General features: G+C 64.2%; 22 protein-coding genes. 20 read left to right on the plus strand and 2 right to left on the minus strand.

The window, feature by feature from the left end; translation table 11 throughout:
- The first annotated feature begins 16 nt into the window (after window positions 1-16).
- The 18 genes from thrB (at window position 17) to R3P93_RS23105 (ending at window position 17,272) form a co-directional block, all read left to right on the plus strand.
- Window positions 17-949, plus strand: coding sequence for a homoserine kinase (thrB, locus tag R3P93_RS23020; RefSeq protein ID WP_317534208.1), 933 nt, complete (start codon window positions 17-19; stop codon window positions 947-949).
- Window positions 950-1,137: 188 nt separating this feature from the next.
- Complete coding sequence (rho, locus tag R3P93_RS23025) at window positions 1,138-3,369, plus strand: transcription termination factor Rho (protein ID WP_394855350.1); 2,232 nt, start codon at window positions 1,138-1,140, stop codon at window positions 3,367-3,369.
- Between the two features lie 198 nt (window positions 3,370-3,567).
- Complete coding sequence (gene rpmE / locus R3P93_RS23030; RefSeq protein ID WP_008715081.1) at window positions 3,568-3,801, plus strand: 50S ribosomal protein L31; 234 nt, start codon at window positions 3,568-3,570, stop codon at window positions 3,799-3,801.
- A 97-nt stretch (window positions 3,802-3,898) separates the two neighbouring features.
- A complete protein-coding gene (gene prfA / locus R3P93_RS23035) occupies window positions 3,899-4,975 on the plus strand; it encodes a peptide chain release factor 1 (protein WP_068048269.1) in 1,077 nt (358 codons plus the stop codon).
- 106 nt (window positions 4,976-5,081) lie between these two features.
- Window positions 5,082-5,900: an SHOCT domain-containing protein gene (locus tag R3P93_RS23040; protein ID WP_317534210.1), complete on the plus strand. Its 819-nt coding sequence runs from the start codon at window positions 5,082-5,084 to the stop codon at window positions 5,898-5,900.
- Between the two features lie 34 nt (window positions 5,901-5,934).
- On the plus strand, window positions 5,935-6,819 hold the full coding sequence (gene prmC / locus R3P93_RS23045; protein WP_149408030.1) for a peptide chain release factor N(5)-glutamine methyltransferase: 885 nt from the start codon (window positions 5,935-5,937) through the stop codon (window positions 6,817-6,819).
- 66 nt (window positions 6,820-6,885) lie between these two features.
- Window positions 6,886-7,548 (plus strand): L-threonylcarbamoyladenylate synthase, encoded by a 663-nt coding sequence (locus tag R3P93_RS23050; RefSeq protein WP_068048275.1) that lies wholly within the window; start codon window positions 6,886-6,888, stop codon window positions 7,546-7,548.
- Window positions 7,549-7,578: 30 nt separating this feature from the next.
- On the plus strand, window positions 7,579-8,820 hold the full coding sequence (locus tag R3P93_RS23055; RefSeq protein WP_317534211.1) for a glycosyltransferase family 4 protein: 1,242 nt from the start codon (window positions 7,579-7,581) through the stop codon (window positions 8,818-8,820).
- 66 nt (window positions 8,821-8,886) lie between these two features.
- Window positions 8,887-9,318 carry a hypothetical protein gene (locus tag R3P93_RS23060; RefSeq protein WP_317534215.1) on the plus strand — a complete coding sequence of 144 codons (432 nt, stop codon included), beginning with the start codon at window positions 8,887-8,889 and terminating at the stop codon, window positions 9,316-9,318.
- Window positions 9,319-9,759: 441 nt separating this feature from the next.
- A complete protein-coding gene (atpB, locus tag R3P93_RS23065) occupies window positions 9,760-10,485 on the plus strand; it encodes a F0F1 ATP synthase subunit A (protein WP_032393520.1) in 726 nt (241 codons plus the stop codon).
- 78 nt (window positions 10,486-10,563) lie between these two features.
- Window positions 10,564-10,803, plus strand: coding sequence for an ATP synthase F0 subunit C (locus tag R3P93_RS23070; RefSeq protein WP_008715092.1), 240 nt, complete (start codon window positions 10,564-10,566; stop codon window positions 10,801-10,803).
- Window positions 10,804-10,810: 7 nt separating this feature from the next.
- Entirely contained in the window at window positions 10,811-11,371 is a 561-nt protein-coding gene (locus R3P93_RS23075) for a F0F1 ATP synthase subunit B (RefSeq protein WP_032393521.1), read from the plus strand.
- An 8-nt stretch (window positions 11,372-11,379) separates the two neighbouring features.
- Window positions 11,380-12,207 carry a F0F1 ATP synthase subunit delta gene (locus R3P93_RS23080; protein WP_149408026.1) on the plus strand — a complete coding sequence of 276 codons (828 nt, stop codon included), beginning with the start codon at window positions 11,380-11,382 and terminating at the stop codon, window positions 12,205-12,207.
- 88 nt (window positions 12,208-12,295) lie between these two features.
- Window positions 12,296-13,939 carry a F0F1 ATP synthase subunit alpha gene (gene atpA, locus R3P93_RS23085; RefSeq protein WP_283347896.1) on the plus strand — a complete coding sequence of 548 codons (1,644 nt, stop codon included), beginning with the start codon at window positions 12,296-12,298 and terminating at the stop codon, window positions 13,937-13,939.
- A gap of 52 nt (window positions 13,940-13,991) precedes the next feature.
- Window positions 13,992-14,963 carry a F0F1 ATP synthase subunit gamma gene (locus R3P93_RS23090; RefSeq protein WP_317534212.1) on the plus strand — a complete coding sequence of 324 codons (972 nt, stop codon included), beginning with the start codon at window positions 13,992-13,994 and terminating at the stop codon, window positions 14,961-14,963.
- A 3-nt stretch (window positions 14,964-14,966) separates the two neighbouring features.
- Window positions 14,967-16,415: a F0F1 ATP synthase subunit beta gene (atpD, locus tag R3P93_RS23095; RefSeq protein ID WP_094638681.1), complete on the plus strand. Its 1,449-nt coding sequence runs from the start codon at window positions 14,967-14,969 to the stop codon at window positions 16,413-16,415.
- A gap of 30 nt (window positions 16,416-16,445) precedes the next feature.
- Window positions 16,446-16,805 carry a F0F1 ATP synthase subunit epsilon gene (locus tag R3P93_RS23100; protein WP_037193376.1) on the plus strand — a complete coding sequence of 120 codons (360 nt, stop codon included), beginning with the start codon at window positions 16,446-16,448 and terminating at the stop codon, window positions 16,803-16,805.
- Window positions 16,806-16,834: 29 nt separating this feature from the next.
- Window positions 16,835-17,272, plus strand: a complete 438-nt coding sequence (locus R3P93_RS23105) for a DUF2550 domain-containing protein (protein ID WP_068048245.1) — start codon at window positions 16,835-16,837, stop codon at window positions 17,270-17,272.
- On the opposite strand, the gene R3P93_RS23110 is transcribed toward R3P93_RS23105, so the two are convergent.
- On the minus strand, window positions 17,273-17,875 hold the full coding sequence (locus R3P93_RS23110; protein WP_269595650.1) for a cob(I)yrinic acid a,c-diamide adenosyltransferase: 603 nt from the start codon (window positions 17,873-17,875) through the stop codon (window positions 17,273-17,275). It lies immediately after the preceding gene.
- 54 nt (window positions 17,876-17,929) lie between these two features.
- Here R3P93_RS23110 and murA point away from each other — a divergent pair, with 54 nt between their 5' ends.
- Entirely contained in the window at window positions 17,930-19,183 is a 1,254-nt protein-coding gene (gene murA, locus R3P93_RS23115; RefSeq protein WP_094614651.1) for a UDP-N-acetylglucosamine 1-carboxyvinyltransferase, read from the plus strand.
- Here murA and pdxR read toward each other — a convergent pair.
- Window positions 19,176-20,573, minus strand: a complete 1,398-nt coding sequence (gene pdxR, locus R3P93_RS23120; protein WP_317534213.1) for a MocR-like pyridoxine biosynthesis transcription factor PdxR — start codon at window positions 20,571-20,573, stop codon at window positions 19,176-19,178. The genes murA and pdxR overlap by 8 nt on opposite strands.
- A 101-nt stretch (window positions 20,574-20,674) precedes the next feature.
- On the opposite strand from pdxR, the gene R3P93_RS23125 reads away from it, so the two are divergent.
- Window positions 20,675-21,370 carry a pyridoxamine 5'-phosphate oxidase family protein gene (locus R3P93_RS23125; protein ID WP_149408021.1) on the plus strand — a complete coding sequence of 232 codons (696 nt, stop codon included), beginning with the start codon at window positions 20,675-20,677 and terminating at the stop codon, window positions 21,368-21,370.
- Window positions 21,371-21,789: the final 419 nt, after the last annotated feature.

Genomic DNA, 21,789 nt, shown 5'->3' on the forward strand with positions numbered 1-21,789 from the left:
GACGGAATCTCCGGCCATGACGACGACACTCCCCATCGGGCTCACGGTCACCGCGCGCGTCCCGGCGTCCAGTGCCAACATCGGACCCGGATTCGACAGTCTCGGAATCGCTTTGGGGCTGTACGACGAGATCGAGGTCACGACCACCGCGTCGGGACTGCGGATTCACGTCGACGGTGAGGGTTCGGCGGACGTGCCGTGGGGACCGACGCATCTGGTCGTACGCGCCATCGAGCGGGGACTCGAAGCTGTCGGAGTGTGGGCCGACGGCCTGGATGTCCACTGCCGCAACGTGATTCCTCACTCCAGGGGACTCGGTTCCTCGGCGTCGGCTGTGGTCGGGGGCCTTGCTGCCGCCAACGCACTGGCCGCGAAAGTGGATCGGTCGCTCGCGCTGTCGGAGGGTCAGCTGGTCCAGCTGTCATCGGAATTCGAGGGTCATCCCGACAATGCGTCGGCGAGTTGCCTCGGCGGTGCGGTGGTGTCGTGGAGCGAACCGCCCAATGCCAGTGTCACGGCGCGGAAGTACGCAGCCGTGCGGCTGGAGGTGCACCCGAGCATCAAGGTCGTCGTGCTCGTACCGTCCGAACGCTCGTCGACGTCGCACACGCGGGGACTGTTGCCCGAGTTGGTGCCCCACCGTGATGCGGCGTTCAACGTCAGCCGCAGTGCACTCGCGGTCGTGGCGCTGACCGAGCGCCCGGATCTGTTGATGTCCGCGACGGAGGACCTGCTGCATCAAGGTCAGCGCGCCCAGGCGTTACCCGACACGACTCGCTGGATAACTACCTTGCGCGCGCGGTCCATCGCGGCCGTGGTGTCCGGTGCGGGACCGACGGTCATGGCGCTGTGCACCGAGGAGTTTCCGGCCGATCTGCGCGAGGCCGCATCGGCCGAGGGGTGGCGGGTGCTCGACCTGGACGTGGCCGACGGAGTCACCGTCGCGTGACAAACGCGGCAGTAGGGTTCTTGCCGAGTGGGGACAACGGCGCTATGGTGAACCCTGTCCGTACATCGTGCGCTTCAGACGCCGGTTTCGTCAGGGCATTCAGGTCGCTGTATTCGGGGGATTCAAACGTCCGAGTGATGTGACGCTCCTGACTCGATCCTTCCCGTGGTTCTCTGCGGTCCGGATCGATGGTGTCGTCGACGGGGTGCGTCGAACATGAACGGCAATATCCGAGCTCGGCAGAACGCCGAACTGCGGAACGAACCCTCGGCTGCGCATCGAGCGAGCGAGGGAAGGAAAGGACCTCCGTGACCGATACGGAACTTATCTCTGCGCCCGAAACGTCACGCCGACGTGCTGGCCTGTCCGGAATGGTTCTCACCGAGCTCCGCAGCCTCGCTGGTGAACTCGGTATCAAGAGCGTTTCCGGGATGCGCAAGGGCGATCTGATCGCTGCGATTTCCGAGCGTCAATCGGGTAGCGCACCGGCCAAGACGGACGCACCGAAATCCGACGCACCCAAGTCGCGTCGCGCCGCTGCATCCGCGCCGGTCGTCGAAGATCGGCCCGCAGCCGAGGCGGCACCGAAGCAGTCGGCTCCAGAAGCGCCGTCCTCGGACGCGCCGGCGGCGCAATCGGGCGATTCTGCCGATGCCGCGCCCGAGACGGGCCGCCGAACACGCGGACGTCGCGCCGCAGGTCGGCGAGCCGGTGCTCCCGAACAACTCCCGCTCGACGACAGCAACGATTCGGCCGGATCCGCTCCTGCGGCGACCGATTCGCCCGCAGTCGCGCCGCAGGCGGAGAAGCCGGACGAGACCGGCGACAGCGCCGCCACCGAGCGCCCACGCCGTAGTCGCGGCGACCGCAACCGCCAGGACGGGTCGGAACGCGAACCCCGTGACGCCGACGGCAACCGCGACAACGCGAACCGCGACTCCGGAAGCCGCAATCAAGGCGACCGGGACGGCTCCAACCGCGAGAACGGCAACCGTGACAACGGAAACCGCAATCAGGGTGACCGCGACAACCGTGACGGTGGCGGTCGTAACCAGAACGGACGCAATCGCAACCAGGGCGACGGTCGCAACGACAACCGCAACGAGGATCGCAACAACGGTCCGCGCGACAACCGCGACAACAACCAGGACGACGACGGCGAAGGCCGCGGACGTCGGGGACGTCGGTTCCGTGAGCGCCGTCGCGGACGCGACCGTGGCGAAGGCAACGACGGTGGCGGTGGCCGCGAGCGCGATACCGAGATTCGCGAGGACGATGTTCTTCAGCCGGTAGCCGGCATCCTCGATGTTCTCGACAACTACGCGTTCGTCCGTACTTCCGGCTACCTCGCCGGACCCAATGACGTCTACGTGTCGATGAACCTGGTTCGCAAGAACGGCCTTCGCCGCGGCGACGCGGTGACCGGTGCGGTTCGGGTGGCACGCGAAGGCGAGCAGTCCAGCCAGCGGCAGAAGTTCAACCCGCTAGTGCGTCTGGACACCGTCAACGGGGGAGAGGTCGAGGCCGCGCGCAAGCGTCCGGAGTTCGGCAAGCTCACCCCGCTCTACCCCAACCAGCGGTTGCGTCTCGAGACTCAGCAGAACATCCTGACCACGCGCATCATCGACCTGGTGATGCCGATCGGCAAGGGTCAGCGCGCACTCATCGTCAGCCCGCCCAAGGCAGGCAAGACGAGCGTCCTGCAGGCCATCGCCAACGCGATCGCCATCAACAATCCCGAGTGCTACCTCATGGTCATCCTCGTCGACGAGCGTCCCGAGGAAGTGACGGACATGCAGCGCTCCGTCAAGGGCGAGGTCATCGCGTCGACGTTCGACCGGCCGCCGGGCGACCACACCGCGGTGGCCGAGCTGGCGATCGAACGGGCCAAGCGTCTGGTCGAAGCCGGCCAGGACGTGGTGGTTCTGCTCGACTCGATCACCCGTTTGGGACGTGCGTACAACAACAGCTCGCCTGCATCGGGCCGAATCCTGTCCGGTGGTGTCGACTCGACCGCTCTGTACCCGCCGAAGCGGTTCCTCGGCGCGGCTCGCAACATCGAACACGGTGGTTCGTTGACGATCATCGCCACGGCCATGGTCGAGACCGGATCCACCGGTGACACCGTGATCTTCGAGGAGTTCAAGGGCACCGGCAACGCCGAGCTCAAGCTCGATCGCAAGATCGCTGAACGCCGCGTGTTCCCGGCAGTGGACATCAACCCGTCGAGCACCCGCCACGACGAGTTGCTCCTTGCTCCCGACGAGGCCGCCGTCGTACACAAGTTGCGGCGCGTGCTGTCCGGACTGGACGCGCATCAGGCCATCGACCTGCTGGTCGACCGTCTGAAGAAGAGCAAGAACAACCTCGAGTTCCTGATGGAAGTCTCCAAGACTGCGCCGGGCGGGACGAACGACTGACAATTGTTTCCCGGATCTTTCGTCCGGGGAACAAGCCGACAGGTGCGCGCGTTGTAAGCATCTGTCGGCACAGAAGTACCGGCGATTAGCAGGTCAGATGCACGCTCTGGCATAATCAACGGCCGAGTCCGGTTCCGGTTCACGTCTTCGATCGGCGAAGACGACCCGGCGACCACTAGAGAGAACGGTAAGGACACCATGAAGGCAGGAATTCACCCCGACTACACACTGACGACAGTCGTCTGTGGTTGCGGCAATACTTTCGAGACCCGAAGCACCACCGACAAAGAGCGCATCAGCGTCGAGGTCTGCTCGCAGTGCCACCCCTTCTACACCGGCAAGCAGAAGATTCTCGACACCGGCGGCCGCGTCGCTCGCTTCGAGGCTCGCTACGGCAAGCGCGCCGGCAAGAAGGCCGACGCAGACAGCTAGCTGTTTCGCCGACGCCCGTCCTGTGCATCACAGGACGGGCGTCGGCTTTTTTGTGTCCACATTCAGTTGCACCGGCGTTCGAGAGTGAGTCATCAACATGGCGAGAACAGACAAGCCTTCGGCCATCGACGACATCCTCGCCGAACACTCCGGACTCGAGCAGCAACTCGCCGACCCAGCTCTGCACAACGACCCGTCCGCGGCCCGCAGAGCAGGCAAGAGGTTCGCCGAACTGGCCCCCATCATGTCCGCGCACACCAAGCTGACCTCCGCGCAGGACGACCTCGAAGCCGCGCGTGAGCTCGCCGCCGACGATTCCTCGTTCGCGTCCGAGATTCCCGAGCTCGAGGCGACCGTGTTGCACCTCGAGCAGACCCTCACCGACCTGCTCGCACCACGCGACCCGCACGACGGCGACGACATCGTGATGGAGGTCAAGTCGGGGGAGGGCGGCGAGGAATCGGCGCTCTTCGCGGCCGATCTCGCGCGGATGTACGTGCGCTACGCCGAACGCCGCGGGTGGCGGGTCGAGGTGCTCGACGCGAACGTCTCGGACCTGGGCGGATACAAGGACGCGACGCTGTCGATCAAGACCAGGGATCCCCTCGACGGCGTCTGGGCCCGGCTGAAGTTCGAGGGCGGCGTCCACCGCGTGCAACGGGTACCGGTGACCGAATCGCAGGGGCGCGTGCACACGTCCGCGGCCGGCATCCTGGTGTACCCCGAACCCGACGAGGTGGAAGAGGTTCAGATCGACGAAACCGATCTGCGCATCGACGTCTACCGCTCGTCCGGCAAAGGTGGCCAGGGCGTCAACACCACCGACTCCGCAGTCCGAATCACGCACCTGCCGACCGGCATCGTGGTGACCTGTCAGAACGAGCGGTCTCAGCTGCAGAACAAGGCGCGCGCGATGCAGGTGCTTGCAGCTCGCCTGCAGGCAGCAGCAGAAGAAGCGGCCGACGAAGAGGCATCGGCAGGCAGGGCCAGCCAGGTGCGCACCGTCGACCGCTCGGAGCGGATCAGAACCTACAACTTCCCCGAGAACCGCATCACGGACCACCGGATCGGCTTCAAGGCACACAACCTCGACTCACTTCTGGACGGCGAGATGGATGCGTTGCTCGACGCGCTGGCCAAGGCGGACCGCGACGCGCGCATGCAAGCAGAGTAGCTGCGGCACATAGCTTTACAGATTTCGCCGGGCTGCTGCACCGATAGGTGCGATACCCTGGCGGCCAGGTTCGACCCCGCAACAGCGCCCGAGAGGCACACCAGACATGAACCAGGCCCTGACCCCCGCAGGCGAGAACGCCGTGTCCGAGCTGTCCTCGCGCTACGGCATCTCGACCGATGCCGTCCGCACGATGCTCGACGCCGTCAACAACGGCCGCGGCAGCATGGCTCAGTTCAACATCCCCGAGCTCGGCGGCAGTGGGCAGTGGATGCGGGGCGGAATGACCATGGTGGGCAACATGTTCGACCACGGACTCAAGAGCCGGGTCGACGGTCTCTGCCGAGACCTGTCGGCGGTGCTGTCGCAGCATCAGGTGTACCCGCCCAGGGAGACCGGCAGCAGCTCGTTCGGTGGCAACTCGTTCGGCGGCGGCTCGTGGTGGCCGTCGGACCTCGGTGCGCCGAGCTCGAGCGGTGGCCAGAACGGCTCGCAGTACGCAGTGTTCCCGGGATCTCGACGCCTCGCGGTGTTGGTCGGCGGCGAACTGGCCGTGTACGACACTCTCGATCACTCCATCGGCGGAGTCCAGCAACAGCAGGGCGGTGGACCGGGCTCGCTGGAGTTCACCAGCCAGTACGGCACGTTCACTGCTGGCAGCCTGCCTCGAGTCGATCAGCAGTCGGGCGGGACGAACTCGCAGAACCAGTCGACGCCGCAACCCGCTCCGCAGACCTACGCGCAACCGTCCTCGTCGCACCAGTCTTCGCAGTCCTCGAACCATTCGCCTCAGGGCAACCCGTCAGGTGTGGACATCTCCGACATCACGGCTGCGATCGAGGCTCTCGCGGGTCTGCACGCGAAGGGCTTCCTCACCGACGACGAGTTCCACGCCAAGAAGTCGGAGTTGCTGGGACGCGTGTGACCGGGTTGTCGGTGCCTCGTGGCAGGCTGTTCGAATGAGCCGCAAGCCGTTACGCCTGGCCATCCTCGAAGCAACGTCGATGCTCGACGCTGCCGGTGTGCCGAGCCCACGGGTCGATGCGGAACTGCTCGCCGCACACCTCGTCGGCGTGGACCGCGGCCGTCTCGGTCTGGTTCCTCTCGTCGAACCCGAGGTCGTCGAGGCGTACTTCCGAACCGTCGAGCAGCGCGCGAAACGTATTCCACTGCAATACATCACGGGAACGACCTCGCTGGGCAACATCGACGTCGAAGTAGGGCCGGGCGTGTTCGTACCCCGGCCGGAAACCGAACTGTTGTTGGCCTGGGCACTCGCGTTCCTCGAAAACGTCGACCACCATCCGCCGGTGATTCTCGATCTGTGCACGGGCTCGGGGGCACTGGCACTGGCGATCGCCAACGCCCGGCCCGATGCCGTCGTCCACGCCGTCGAGCTCGACCCGTCGGCGTTGGCATGGGCCCGGCGCAATGCCGACCTGTGCAGCGGCCACGGCGATACCCCGATCACGCTGCACCACGGCGACGTCACGGCACGAGATCTGTTGACCGAACTCGACGGCGCTGTCGACATGATCGTCGCAAACCCGCCCTATATCCCGGAGGGGGCAGACCTCGATCCCGAAGTGATCGATCACGATCCGCACATGGCGCTGTTCGGCGGTTCGGACGGACTGTCCGTCATCGAACCGATGATCGGCAACATCGCCCGCTGGCTTCGGATCGGCGGCGGCGTCGCTATCGAACACGACGACTCCAATGGCGGCGAGGTGGTGGCGCTGCTGTCTCGGCGACGAGTGTTCACCGAGGTCACCGCACATCCGGATCTGTCGGGTAGGCCCCGGTTCGTCGTCGCCGCACGGGCGCACCCGGCCCAGGCCTGACGACGGGAACGGCAGGCGGGCGACACCTGACATCACTTCGTTATCGAAAGTGGAAGGATAGGTGCCGTGAGTACCGTCTACGACTGCCGTGAAGCCGACGCGCGCACTGCTGGATTGACCGCTGCCCGCGGTGCCCTCAAATCCGGCCGACTGGTCGTCATGCCTACCGACACCCTGTACGGAATCGCAGCCGATGCATTCGACGGCAGCGCTGTCACGGATCTGCTGCGCGCCAAGGGCAGGGGCCGCGATATGCCGGTTCCCGTGCTCGTCGGCTCCTGGAACACCATCGACGGCTTGGTTCAGAGTGTCCGGCCACGCACCCGAGATTTGATTCGTGCCTTCTGGCCCGGTGCGCTGAGCATCGTCGTGCAGCAGGCTCCGTCCTTGGCCTGGGATCTGGGCGACGCCCAGGGCACCGTCATGTTGCGGATGCCGCTGCACCCTGTCGCGCTCGAGCTGCTGCGTGAGGTCGGCCCGCTCGCAGTGTCCAGCGCCAACATCTCCGGCAGTCCACCCGCCACCACCGTGACGGAGGCACGAGATCAGCTCGGCGGCTCGGCCGCGGTGTACCTGGACGGGGGACCGGCCGACCACGCGGTGGCGTCGACCATCATCGATCTGACCAGCGATCGAGCACGAATTCTGCGGGTCGGTGCCATTCCCACCGAGAAGATTGCCGAGGTTCTCGGTGTCACCGCCGAAAGCCTGGTCCCGGGAGCGTCCTGACATGGCTGTCCATCCCGCACGCCTCCGCGCATGAGCGTCACTCGGGGAGGCATCCTTAACGAAAGTGTCGACGTGCTCGCTCAGTCGAATCTGGGTGCAGGCGTACCGATTCGCGAACTGCTCCTGGTGTTCCTCACCGCAGCGGTGGTCACGTTCTTCGCCACCGGCGGTGTTCGTGTGGCGGCCGTCAAGTTCGGTGCCGTCGCGGTTCCTCGTGATCGTGACGTCCACGTGCAGGCCACCCCGAGGCTCGGGGGAGTGGGCATCTACGTGGGCATGCTGGCTGCGTTGCTCTTCGCGTCACAGCTGCCTGCGCTGGCTCGCGGATTCGACGTCGCCTACAACCGCGACATTCCGGCCGCGCTGGTTGCCGGCTTCGTGATCGTGCTGGTCGGCGTCATCGACGACCGATGGGGTCTGGATGCCCTGACCAAGTTCGTCGGCCAGGTGACGGCGGCCGGGGTCCTCGTCATCATGGGCGTGAGCTGGGTCGTGCTGTACCAACCGTGGGGAGGCGAGCCCGGTCAACCGGGCAGCACCCTGGTGCTCGACCAACTGCAAGCCGGACTGGTGACCGTTCTCATCACCGTCGTGATCGTCAATGCGATGAACTTCGTCGACGGACTCGACGGGCTGGCGGCCGGTCTGGGGCTCATCTCCTCGGTGGCGATCTGCATTTTCTCGGTGGGGTTGCTGCAGGAGCAGGGCGGCGACGTCGGTGTCTACCCACCGGCGCTGATCGCGGCGGCATTGGCAGGCGCGTGCCTGGGGTTTCTGCCGCACAACTTTCAGCCCGCTCGCATCTTCATGGGCGATTCGGGATCGATGCTCATCGGTCTGACGCTTGCCACCATCTCGACCAGTGCGTCCGGGCGGATCCCGTTGACGGCGTACGGCCCACGCGATCTGCTGGGTCTGCTGTCGCCGCTTCTGCTGGTCGGAGCCGTGATGCTCATTCCGATCCTCGACCTGCTGCTGGCTGTCATTCGCCGGACCCGGGCCGGACGGAGTCCTTTCAGCCCCGACAAGATGCACCTGCATCATCGGTTGCTGCAGATCGGACATTCGCATCGCCGGGTGGTGCTGGTGATCTACCTGTGGGTCGGTGTCCTCGCCTTCGGGGCGGTCGGGTCGTCTCTGCTGGACCGCCGAATAGTGGTGCTTCTGGTTGCCGCAGGTCTGGTGTTCGCGCTGGTCGTCACTGCTGTGCCGACGCTGCGGGTGGACCGATCGCAGGGCTCGGAACCGCGAAGCGCTCGACGGGGCGGCTGATCCCGTCGGCTGTTCGCGGACGCGTGCTGGGTACCCTCGACAACTGTGACCTTCACTCCGCAGTCCATGCCCGACCAATTCGCCCCGCTTCGCGCCGCGGTTCGATACGGACTCATCGGACTGGTGGTGCTCACGGTGGTGAGCGTCGGAATCGCCGTCACGGCGGCCGGAACACCTGGTCTGTGGGGATCCCTCATCGGTGTTGCCATCGGCGGAGGCTTCGTCATCACGACGGCGTTGTCGGTGGCGCTCACCACGCGTTTTCCGGCCTCGGCAGTTGGAGCACTGCTTCTCGGCGGTTGGTTGGTGAAGATGGTGATCGCGCTGATCGTGTTGGTCGCACTCAAGGACGCCGACTTCTACAACCGGTACTCCTTGGGGCTGACGATTCTGGGAGCGCTCGTGGTCGTGCTCGGTGCGGAGGTCTTCGGGGTCGTCAAGACGAAAGTCGCCTACGTGGACAGCGTTCCCACCGAGGACAAGACCGACGATCGGTAGTACGACAGCCTGTCGTAATCGGTTAAGCTGAGGGCCGCCTACACAACGTCGTAGTTCTGTTGATAAAGTTTGCATCAAGCGGTGGGCAAGACTGGGACGAAAGAGACTTTTTCCCTGGACTGGACCCCCGCAGGTAGCAGTCAGCGTGAGCTTCCTTACAGTAGGCCCGGAGTCATCGACTTCGGCAACGTAAGGTTCCGCCCTGAGAGTTGCCGAGTCGACGTGAGTCGCCGACACCCGACAGACGCTTGGCCGATGAAGACCGGGCCTCAGCCTCTGACGATTGCGAGCCGATTTTCGTCGACTTGATAGATCGTCATTGTCCGATCGAACCGCAGTCGTTACCCGGCTGCGGCCCGAACACGGGAGAGACCGCTGAGCGTCACCACCCTGGCTGCGGAATACAGTCCGCCGTCACTATCCGATTTCTTTCCTCCCGCGGTGCTGTTCGAGGGGACCCCGTTCGAGCTCGACAGGCTGATGCTCATCCGCATCCTGATGTCGGCGATTCTGATCATCTTCATGGTGGTTGCCCTCCGCAGCCCGAAGATCGTTCCGCGTGGTCTTCAGAACGTCGGCGAGATCGCTCTCGATTTCGTTCGGATCCACGTCGCAGAAGATGTGCTCGGTAAAGAACAGGGTCGTCGATTCCTGCCCGTCATCATGACCATCTTCTTCACGGTGTTCGCGGTGAACGCGAGCGCTGTCATTCCGTTTCTGAACATCTCGTCGAATGCCCGCATCGGTCTACCGATCGTGCTCGCTGCGGTCGCGTACGTCGCGTTCATCTACGCAGGTGTCAAGAAGTTCGGTGTCGGGAAGTTCGTCAAGGGCACCATCGTCATCCCGGGCATTCCGCCGGCGATGCACGTGCTGCTGATCCCGCTGGAGTTCGTCTCGAACTTCGTACTCCGTCCGTTCACACTGACGGTGCGTCTGCTCGCCAACATGCTGGCCGGCCACATCATGCTCGTGCTGTTCTTCAGCGCGACCCAGTTCTTCCTCTTCGAGGCGTCGGCCGGGCTGAAGATCTTCGCAGCACCCTCGCTCATCATGGGCTTCCTGTTCACGATGTTCGAGATGCTGGTGATCTTCCTCCAGGCCTACATTTTCGCGCTGCTCACGGCGATCTACATCGATCTGTCGCTGCACGCCGACTCGCACTGACCGACCAACTGACCGAACCAGCTACACCGCCACCTCCGACACCCGGATGTGGACCGAAGAAAGGGAACGGAAAACCCAATGAGCCTTGAAGTTCTGGCCCAGGCGCAGGAAATCACCGCAAGCGGATACGGCGCCATCGGCTACGGCCTCGCAGCCATCGGCGGCGGCATCGGCCTCGGCCTCGTCGTCGCCAAGAACATGGAAGCAACCGCTCGTCAGCCCGAGCTGGCCGGTCAGCTCCGCACCACCATGTTCCTCGGCATCGCATTCACCGAGTCCCTCGCCCTGATCGGCCTCGTCGCCGGCTTCATTCTCTGAGAGCGCGATGACAAACGCGATTACGTTGCTGGCGGCGGAGGGGGAGGAGTACAACCCTCTTCTGCCCGCAACCTACGACATCGTTTGGTCGATCGTCTGTGTCGCGGCAATCGGCTTCCTCTTCTGGAAGTACGTGGTGCCGCGCTTCACCAAGGTTCTCGCTGAGCGTTCCGAGCTCATCGAAGGCGGAATCAAGAAGGCCGAAGAGGCACAGGCAGAGGCCAAGGCTGCTCTCGAGCAGTACCACGCTCAGCTGGCCGACGCCCGTTCCGAGGCCGCGCAGATCCGTGAGGAAGCGCGTACCCAGGGGCAGGCGATTCTCGCCGAGATGAAGGAAAAGGCGCAGGAAGAAAGCGACCGGATCGTGGCCGCAGGTCACAATCAGCTCGTTGCTCAGCGTCAGCAGATCGTCACCGAACTTCGGGGAGATCTGGGACGCACGGCCGTCGAACTCGCTGAGAAGGTCATCGGAGAGCAGTTGTCCGACGACGCGAAGCGTTCCAGTTCGATCGATCGCTTCCTCAACGAGTTGGATTCCGTCACCGCGGACTCCGCATCCGGAAAGTGAGTCGAACCATGTACGCAACTTCTCGTGAGGCACTCGCCCGCACGCGGTCGGTTGCCCACGAAGCTCTGGGGTCCGCGTCGGCAGGCGAGGCAACAGCCGTCGCTGCTCAGACCGGTGCCGAGTTGTTCGCCGTCGTCGAGACCCTCGACGCGCAGCGCACGTTGCGTACCGCTCTCGCCGACTCGTCGGTCGAGGGCGTTCGGCGAAGCGATCTGGCCGGAGAGGTCTTCTCCGGCCAGGTGTCGAGTGCAACGGCGACGATCGTCAAGGCCGCTGCCGGCGAAAGCTGGTCCACCGCTCGCGACCTGCTGAACTCGCTGGTCGAGCTGGGACGTGAAGCTCTGCTTCGCGCCGCGGCCGATCAGGATCAGTTGGACACGGTCGAGGACGAGCTGTTCCGCCTCGGGCGGATCGTGGCAGGAAACCCGCAGCTCGAGCAGGCCCTCTCGGATCGCTCGAAGCCCGCGCAGGCCAAGCGTGAACTGCTCGGTCGCCTGCTCTACGGCAAGGTCACCGCGGTCACCGAGGCGCTTGCAGTTCAGGCTGTGACGCGTCCGCGAAAGGCTGCTCCCGCCGACGTACTGAACGGACTGGCCGATCTGGCCGCCGAGCAGCGCGACCGCGCGGTTGCCCACGTCCGCAGCGCAGCACCACTGAGCGACAGTCAGCTCGAGAAGCTGACGGCCACCTTGACCCGCACGTACGGCAAGCAGGTCACGGTGCATGTAGAGGTCGATACCGAACTGCTCAGCGGACTTGTCGTTCGTATCGGCGACGAGGTCATCGACGGTAGCGGGGCAGGCCGCCTCGCTGCATTGCGAAAGACGCTCAAATAGTCCGACACGGACACAGTAACGAGAAGAAGCGTCTCGACTTTCGAGACATTTCACCCCGCGATCATTTGAAGGAAGAGCAGGAAACACTATGGCGGAGCTGACGATCTCCTCCGACGAGATCCGTAGCGCGATCGATAACTTCACCGCGAGCTACTCACCGGAGTCTTCCCGCGAGGAGGTCGGCACGGTTACGGACACGAGCGACGGAATCGCTCACGTGTCCGGATTGCCGTCGGCGATGTCCAACGAACTCCTGGAATTCCCCGGCGGAGTCCTCGGTGTCGCGCTGAACCTGGATGCCACCGAAATCGGTGCCGTCATCCTCGGTGACTACGAGCACATCGAAGAAGGCCAGGAAGTCAAGCGCACCGGAGACGTGCTGTCGGTCCCCGTGGGCGACGGCTACCTCGGCCGCGTCGTGGACCCCCTGGGCAAGCCCATCGACGGCCTCGGCGACATCGAGTCCTCCGAGACCCGCGCCCTCGAACTGCAGGCTGCCTCGGTGCTCGAGCGTCAGCCCGTCGAGGAGCCGCTGCAGACCGGTATCAAGGCAATCGACGCCATGACCCCGATCGGCCGCGGCCAGCGTCAGCTCATCATCGGCGACCGCAAGACCGGCAAGACCGCGGTCTGCATCGACGCGATCCTGAACCAGAAGGCCAACTGGGAGAGCGGCGACGAGAAGAAGCAGGTTCGCTGCATCTACGTCGCCATCGGCCAGAAGGGCTCGACGATCGCAGGCGTCAAGGCTGCACTCGAAGAGCAGGGCGCACTCGAATACACGACCATCGTCGCGGCTCCCGCGTCCGATTCGGCCGGCTTCAAGTGGCTCGCCCCGTACACCGGCTCGGCCATCGGCCAGCACTGGATGTACCAGGGCAAGCACGTCCTCATCGTGTTCGACGACCTGACCAAGCAGGCCGAGGCGTACCGCGCCATCTCGCTGCTGCTGCGTCGTCCGCCGGGCCGCGAGGCATACCCCGGTGACGTCTTCTACTTGCACTCCCGTCTGCTGGAGCGTTCGGCGAAGCTGTCCGACGAGCTCGGCGGCGGATCGTTGACGGCTCTGCCGATCATCGAGACCAAGGCCAACGACGTCTCGGCGTACATCCCGACCAACGTCATCTCCATCACCGACGGCCAGGTCTTCCTGGAGTCGGACCTGTTCAACAAGGGCGTCCGTCCCGCGATCAACGTCGGTATCTCGGTGTCCCGAGTCGGCGGCGCGGCACAGACCAAGGGCATGAAGAAGGTCTCCGGATCTCTTCGCCTCGAGCTCGCGCAGTTCCGCGAGCTGGAAGCCTTCTCTGCGTTCGCGTCCGACCTCGACGCGGCCTCCAAGGCTCAGCTCGAGCGCGGCGCACGTCTGGTCGAGCTGCTCAAGCAGGATCAGTACGCCCCGGTTGCCGTCGAAGATCAGATCGTCTCGATCTGGCTCGCAGGGCAGGGAACGTACGACTCGGTTCCCGTCGGCGACGTGCGTCGCTTCGAGACCGAGCTGCTCGAGGACCTGCACCGCAACGCCAGCGGCGTCTACGACAGCATTGCCGGTGGCAAGGCTCTCGACGAGGACAACCAGAAGGCACTGACCGAGGCGACCGAGAAGTTCAAGGCCGGATTCGTCGACTCGGACGGCAACCGCGTCGTCAACGAGGCCGAGGCAGACAAACTGAACGCCGACGAGGTCAGCCAGGAGCAGGTCAACGTCACTCGCAAGACAGTCAGCAAGTAGGCCTGCGATGACAGATGCCAAGACGAGCACAGAAGGGAGCGTGAACAGCTAGATGGCAAGCATTCTCGAGCTTCGCTCCCGCATCAAGTCGGTCAACTCGACCAAGAAGATCACCAAGGCACAAGAGTTGATCGCGACATCGCGAATCACCAAGGCTCAGGCCCGCGTTGCCGCATCGAAGCCGTATGCGGAAGAGATCACCAAGGTGCTCTCCGCGTTGGCGAGTGCATCGAGCTCGCTCGATCACCCGTTGCTCAACGAGCGACCCGAGCCCAAGCGTGCCGCGGTTCTGGTCGTGACCAGCGACCGCGGTATGTGCGGCGGCTACAACTCCAACGTGCTCAAGGAGACGGAGGAGCTGTTCCAGCTGCTCCGCTCCGAGGGCAAGGATCCGGTCATCTATGTCCTCGGCGCAAAAGGCCTGGGCTACTACACATTCCGTGAGCGGGACGTGAAGGGTGCCTGGACGGGCTTCTCTCAGGAGCCCGGATACGCCGACGCGGCCAAGGCCAGTAGGCACCTGGTCGAACTGTTCATGGCCGGCTCGGGCACCAAGGTCGAGGCTCCCAACGGTGAAGGCACCGTCGAGGGCGTGGACGAGTTGCACATCGTCTACACCCGCTTCGTGTCGATGCTCACGCAGAAGCCCGAAGTTCGCCGTATGGCACCGCTCGAAATCTCGTACACAGACGAGGAATTCGAGATGGGTGCGGATGCGCTGAGCGACTCACCGACCGCAGATGTGCAGGCACAGTACGAGTTCGAGCCGGAAGCGGGAACTCTGCTCTCGGCGCTGCTGCCCAAGTACATCAGCACCAGGATCTATGCGTCGTTGCTCGATGCAGCAGCGTCGGAGTCCGCGGCGCGTCGTACCGCCATGAAGGCAGCGACGGACAACGCGAACGAATTGGTCGAGACCTTGAGCCGTCAGGCCAACCAGGCTCGGCAGGCCCAGATCACCCAGGAAATCAGCGAAATCGTCGGTGGCGCCAACGCGTTGGCCGACAGCGCAGGAAGTGACTAAGCAATGACCGCAGCAGTAGCCCAAGAGAACGCGAGCGGAGCGGACACTCAGTCCGGCCGTGTCGTTCGGGTCATCGGCCCCGTTGTGGACGTCGAGTTCCCGCGCGGCTCGATTCCCGCACTGTTCAACGCCCTCAACGCAGAGATCACTCTGCCGACCGTGGCCAAGACCCTGACGCTCGAGGTTGCACAGCACCTCGGTGACAACTTGGTTCGCACCATCTCGATGCAGCCCACCGACGGACTCGTCCGCGGCACTGCAGTCATCGACTCGGGCAAGCCGATCTCGGTTCCCGTCGGTGACGTCGTCAAGGGCCACGTGTTCAACGCCCTCGGCGACTGCCTGGACACCCCCGGACTCGGCCGCGACGGCGAGCAGTGGGGCATCCACCGCAAGCCACCAGCCTTCGATCAGCTCGAGGGCAAGACCGAGATCCTCGAGACCGGCATCAAGGTCATCGACCTCCTGACCCCGTACGTCAAGGGCGGAAAGATCGGTCTGTTCGGTGGTGCCGGTGTCGGCAAGACCGTTCTGATCCAGGAAATGATCACCCGTATCGCACGCGAGTTCTCGGGCACCTCGGTGTTCGCAGGAGTCGGAGAGCGCACCCGTGAAGGCACCGACCTTCACCTCGAGATGGAAGAGATGGGCGTCCTCCAGGACACCGCCCTCGTCTTCGGCCAGATGGACGAGCCGCCCGGCACGCGTATGCGCGTGGCGTTGTCGGCACTGACCATGGCGGAGTACTTCCGCGATGTTCAGGGACAGGACGTTCTTCTGTTCATCGACAACATCTTCCGCTTCACGCAGGCAGGTTCGGAGGTGTCGACCCTTCTCGGTCGTATGCCGTCGGCCGTCGGTTACCAGCCCACGCTGGCGGACGAGATGGGTGAGCTCCAGGAGCGAATCACCTCGACCCGTGGACGCTCGATCACCTCGCTGCAGGCGATCTACGTTCCCGCCGACGACTACACCGACCCGGCTCCGGCCACGACGTTCGCGCACCTCGATGCGACGACCGAGCTCTCGCGTCCGATTTCGCAGATGGGTATCTACCCCGCTGTGGACCCGCTGAGCTCCACCTCGCGCATCCTCGAGCCCGGCATCGTCGGTGCGGAGCACTTCCGCGTCGCCAACGAGGTCAAGCGGATCCTGCAGAAGTACAAGGAGCTGCAGGACATCATCGCCATCCTCGGTATGGACGAGCTTCAGGAAGAGGACAAGGTTCTGGTCGGCCGCGCACGCCGCCTCCAGAAGTTCCTCGGCCAGAACTTCATCGTTGCCGAGAAGTTCACCGGCGAGGCCGGTTCGGTCGTGTCGCTCTCCGACACCATCGAGGCATTCGACAAGGTCACCAAGGGTGAGTACGACCACCTTCCCGAGCAGGCCTTCAACAGCTGTGGTGGTCTCGACGATGTCGAGGCAGCCGCGAAGAAGATGGCCGGAAAGTAGACCGACGTGACTTCTTCCGAGAAGAGCGGCATGGAGGTCTCTCTGGTCGCTGTGGAGCAAAAGCTGTGGTCCGGTACCGCGACCATCGTCAGCGCTCAGACCACCGAAGGTGAGATCGGCATCATGCTGGGCCACGAGCCTGTCCTCGGGCAGTTGATCGAGGGCGGCACGGTGTCGATCACGACCACGGACGGCGAAAAGCTCATCGCAGCCGTCCACGGTGGATTCCTGTCGGTGACCGGAAAGACGGTCACCGTGCTGGCAGAATCGGCCGATTTCGCCGACGACATCGATGTCGAGGCGGCACGGGCTGTAGTGGCAGAGAACGGCGACGACCTCGAGGCCATTGCTGTGGCCAAGGGTCGTGTCCGCGCTGTCGAGCGGTCCTAGGTTCACGAGAAGCCGCGACGAGACCTGCGATGCACTACGGATTGATTGTTCTGATCATTCTGGTTGTGCTGCTCGCAGGGCTCGTCGCGGCTTTTGCGTACCGTCTGATGGTTCTACGGCGCGGGGGAACCGCCGCGATCATGCGGGTGTTGCCGACGGACGGTGGTGCCGGTTGGCGTCACGGCATCATTCGGTACGGAGACAACACGCTCGTTTTCTTCAAGCTGTCCAGTCTCCGCCCCGGCCCCGATCATCGGCTGGGTAGGCAGGACATTCATGTGGGTGATCGACGAGCCCCACGAGACACCGAGTTCGACATCATGACACCGGACATCGCCGTGTTGGAACTGTCCGACAATGGTAAGTATTTCGAGATCGCCCTCGACAGAAGTGCGTTGACCGCTTTCCTGTCCTGGGTCGAATCTCGTCCCTCCGGCCGATCGCGTCGCCGCCGACCGGCGGCCTGATCAGCTGTCGCCGGTAGTCGGGTCGCTCGAGGCGCGGCTCGACCCGGGAACCCACTGGACGTCGCCCTCGGGGTTGGCGTATCGGCTCAGAATGAACAGCAGATCCGAGAGCCGGTTGAGGTATTTCGCCGGCAATGCACTCGTTGTTTCCGGGCTAGCGTGCACCGCAGCCCATGCCGACCGCTCCGCCCGTCGGGCCACCGTTCGCGACACGTGTAGCAACGCTCCCAGCGGCGTTCCGCCCGGCAGAATGAAAGACGTCAGTGCGGGGAGATCCTCGTTGAACTCGTCGCACCAGCCTTCGAGCCGGTCGACGTAGCTCTGATCGATGCGCAGAGGCGGGTACTGCGGATTCTCGACGACCGGAGTGGACAGATCGGCCCCCGCGTCGAAGAGATCGCTCTGGATGGTGCGGATCACCGAATGAACCGATTCGGGCGGGTTGCCGAGGGCGAGAACCACACCGAGACTCGCGTTGGTCTCGTCGCAGTCCGCGTAGGCAATGAGTCGTTCGTCGTTCTTGGACACCCTCGAGAAATCACTCAGCCCGGTGGTCCCGTCGTCGCCGGTTCTCGTATAGATGCGGGTGAGGTGGACGGCCATGCGCGCTACGGTACCGCGCGGGTGTCGGCCGGTCCCGCTGGCTACGCTGTCGAGGTGAGTGAACGCTTTTTGGTCAACGGTGGAAATCGCCTCGTCGGTGAGGTGGCGGTCGGTGGTGCGAAGAACAGCGTCCTCAAATTGATGGCGGCAGCGCTGCTGGCAGAGGGCACCAGCACGATCACCAACTGCCCCGACATCCTGGACGTGCCACTGATGGCAGAGGTGTTGCGCGGGCTCGGCTGTGAGGTCGAGTTGGAGGGATCGGTCGTTCACATCACCACTCCGGCCATGCCGAAGTATCACGCCGATTTCGCGGCGGTTCGCCAGTTCCGAGCTTCGGTGTGCGTGCTGGGGCCGCTGGTTGCGCGGTGCAAGAGAGCTGTCGTCGCACTGCCGGGCGGAGACGCGATCGGGTCGCGTCCCCTCGACATGCATCAGTCCGGTCTTCAATTGCTCGGGGCACGCAGCGAGATCCAACACGGATGTGTCGTTGCGGAAGCAGACGAATTGCGCGGCGCTAACATCAGACTGGCGTTTCCGTCCGTCGGTGCCACCGAGAACATCTTGATGGCCGCAGTCCTGGCCACCGGGGAGACGGTGATCGACAACGCCGCGCGTGAGCCGGACATCGTCGACGTATGCAACATGCTGAACGAGATGGGTGCCGACGTCCGCGGTGCAGGCACCTCGACTTTGACCATTCGTGGTGTGAGCGCGCTGAAGCCGACGACCCATCGGGTGATCGGCGATCGCATCGTCGCCGCCACGTGGGGAATCGCTGCTGCCATGACTCGTGGGGACGTGCGAGTCCGCGGTGTGAACCCCAAGCACCTGTCGTTGGTGCTGGACAAATTGAGGTCCGCAGGCGCAGAGGTCACCAGCGAGCCCGACGGCTTCCGCGTCGTGCAACACGAGCGACCGCGCGCGGTGAATTTTGCGACGCTTCCGTATCCGGGGTTCCCGACCGACCTGCAGCCGATGGCAATCGGACTTGCGACAGTCGCGGACGGTACGTCGATGATCACCGAAAACGTCTTCGAGGCACGATTCCGGTTCGTCGAGGAGATGATCAGGCTCGGGGCCGACGCGCGCACCGACGGCCACCACGCCGTGGTTCGCGGTGTGCCACAGCTGTCCAGCGCACCGGTGTGGTCCTCCGATATTCGGGCCGGGGCCGGCTTGGTTCTCGCGGGACTGGTGGCCGACGGTACGACGGAGGTGCACGACGTGTTTCACATCGATCGCGGCTATCCGCGATTCGTCGAGAACCTGAGTGCACTCGGTGGCAGTATCGAGCGGGTCAGCTGAGCAGCGTAGCTTCCAGCCCCTCGACCAATATGCTTATCGCATAGTCCAATTCGTCGTCGGAGACGGATCCGTATCCGACGACGATTCCACCCCGGGCTGTGTGGGAGCGGGTCGAGTGTTCGAGCGTCGGTACGTCCACGCCCCTCGCGGCGCATGAGGTAGCGACGTCGCGCGCTGCGGCACTGTCGAGTATCAACACGGTATGCAGGCCGGCTCCGACTCCGCGAAGTTCGCCGAACCTGGCCAGCGCGGCCGCGACCAGGCGGTCGCGGGCTCGATAGAGCCGCCGGGCCGTTCGGACGGCTCTGTCCCATTCGCCGTCGCGCAAGATGGACGTCATCGCATGCTGGACGGGAACCGAGGGATGATCGCCGATCACGCGGCGCGTTGCCGAGATGCGGTCGACCATCGACCGAGGTGCCACCATCCAGCCGAGACGGATCCCGGCACCGAGGGTCTTGGATACGGTGCCGAGGTACACGGTCCGGTCGGGTGCGAGTTCGGCCACGGTGGGCAAAGGTGCTACGCCGTAACGGAATTCGGAGTCGTAGTCGTCCTCGATGATCATGGAATCGTTGCTGTGAGCCCAGTCCGCCAGCGCACGTCGACGGCCGATGGGCATGAATGCGCCGGTCGGATATTGATGCGACGGCGTGACGTACACGGCCGGTGTTCGTGGGGGAGTCGAGTCGAGTTGTTCGACGATCAGGCCATCGCGGTCGACGGGGACGTCGTGCAAGGACCACCCGCGATGTGTCGCGAGCGCAGCGGCGGATTTGTAGCCTGGATTCTCCAGTGCCAGAACGTGTTCGACCGATTCGGCAGCGGAAAGCGCACCCAGGGCCAGGTCGAGGCCGTGAATGCTGCCCGTCGTGATAACGATCGACCCCGGTGTGGTGTGCAGTCCGCGTGCGCGGCGGAGTAGATCGGCGACGCGAGTCCTCAGTTCGAGCGTGCCGGTGGAATCGGGATAGTCGCCGGGAGGCGGTGTGTTGCCGACGTCGCGCCACGCGCGCTTCCAGGCATCGGATGCCGAGGGCGGAGTCCACGGGATTCCCGGACGGAGAGATATCCGCGGGGGTGTTCGTGGTGTGGTGTGTGCGCTCGACGCCATCGCAATCGATCGAGGTGCGCGGGGGATGCGTCGGACATAGTTACCCGAACCGCGTCGGGCATCGAGCCAACCTTCTGCGACAAGCTGTTCGTAAGCCTTCTCCACGACTGCACGCGCGATGCCCAGATCGACGGAAAGTGCTCGGGTACTGGGTAATCGAGAATCGGGCTGCAGGTCTCCGTCGTCGATTGCGGACCGGATGCGATCCGCCAGTTGGACGGGCAACGTCCGAGCGTCGGCGCGATCGATGGTGATCGATAGGGAGATCGGAAGCATGGGGTCGTGGTCTCTTTCGGTATCCGCGTCGAAGTGGCCTGAACAAAAGCAGCTCTATTGGACCATGACGAAAGGCCACTCGTCCCGGCATTCTGGAAACCATGACAGTCGACGACGTGCCTCTTTCCCCGACAGCGCGAACGGTAGTGATGCGGGGGAGGCATCGCGCCGGCCTCGAACGCGCAGCGCTGCTCGACGTACTGCGCTCGGCGCGCATATGCCACATCGGCGTGATCGTGGATGGAGTGCCGCGCGTCGTACCTACCGTGTTCGGCGTGGATCCCGCCGGTCCGGACAGGGAAGGCACGCTGTATCTGCATGGATCAGTGGCATCACGCAGCATGATCGACGCTCCGGATCAGGACATCTGCGTCACTGCGACTGTCGTCGACGGGCTCGTCCTGGCTCGATCGGCATTTCATCATTCGATGAACTATCGAAGCGCCGTCGTGGTCGGACGACCTCGCCGAGTGGAGGACACCGACGAACGGATTCGAGCATTGGACGCGATCGTCGACCAGGTGGTCCCCGGAAGAAGCATTCACCTGCGTTCACATACTCGGAAAGAGCTTGCAGCCACCGCGGTTCTGGCGCTTTCGATGTACGAGGCATCGGTGAAGTCGCGGTCAGGTGGACCGGTCGACGACGACCTCGACATCGAGCGGGGAGACGTATGGGCCGGAGTTGTTCCGGTGTGGGAGGCGCTCGGCGACGCCGAACCTGCCGCTGATCTCGCGGGGGACATTGCGGTGCCGGAGCACGTGGACGGTGTGCGTCGGAACGCGACTCGGGGGTGAACGATGTTGCCGCAGTGAAGGTTCGGGCTGTGGCTGGCATCACACGCGCACCCTGCAGCGTGTAGTGGGCGCGATGACCCGACGCCCCGGGGCCGAGCTGCGCGAATACCCCGCGAGCATGGGTCGACCTGCCGATTTGCGTTGGTGTGGTTGGTGGCGTAACTTTTGTCGAGTCAGAGCGACGGACACCGACCCGGTCTTCACGGACTGGGTGAACGAGGTTGGACGTGTGGCTTGGCAGGTTTTATCCCCCAAGAGTCGGGCCTTGTGTCCGAGACCAAGCTGGGATAGGCTGGAACAGTTGCCCTTGAGGCCGACGGACTGTGTGTCTGTGGGTCGTGAGTGTGTGCGTGTTCTTTGAGAACTCAACAGTGTGTCGATGAATGTCAGTGCCGAAATATTTTGTTTTGGTGAAAGCA

Origin of the sequence: Rhodococcus cerastii (assembly GCF_033042195.1) — a bacterium.
Lineage (GTDB): Bacteria > Actinomycetota > Actinomycetes > Mycobacteriales > Mycobacteriaceae > Rhodococcoides.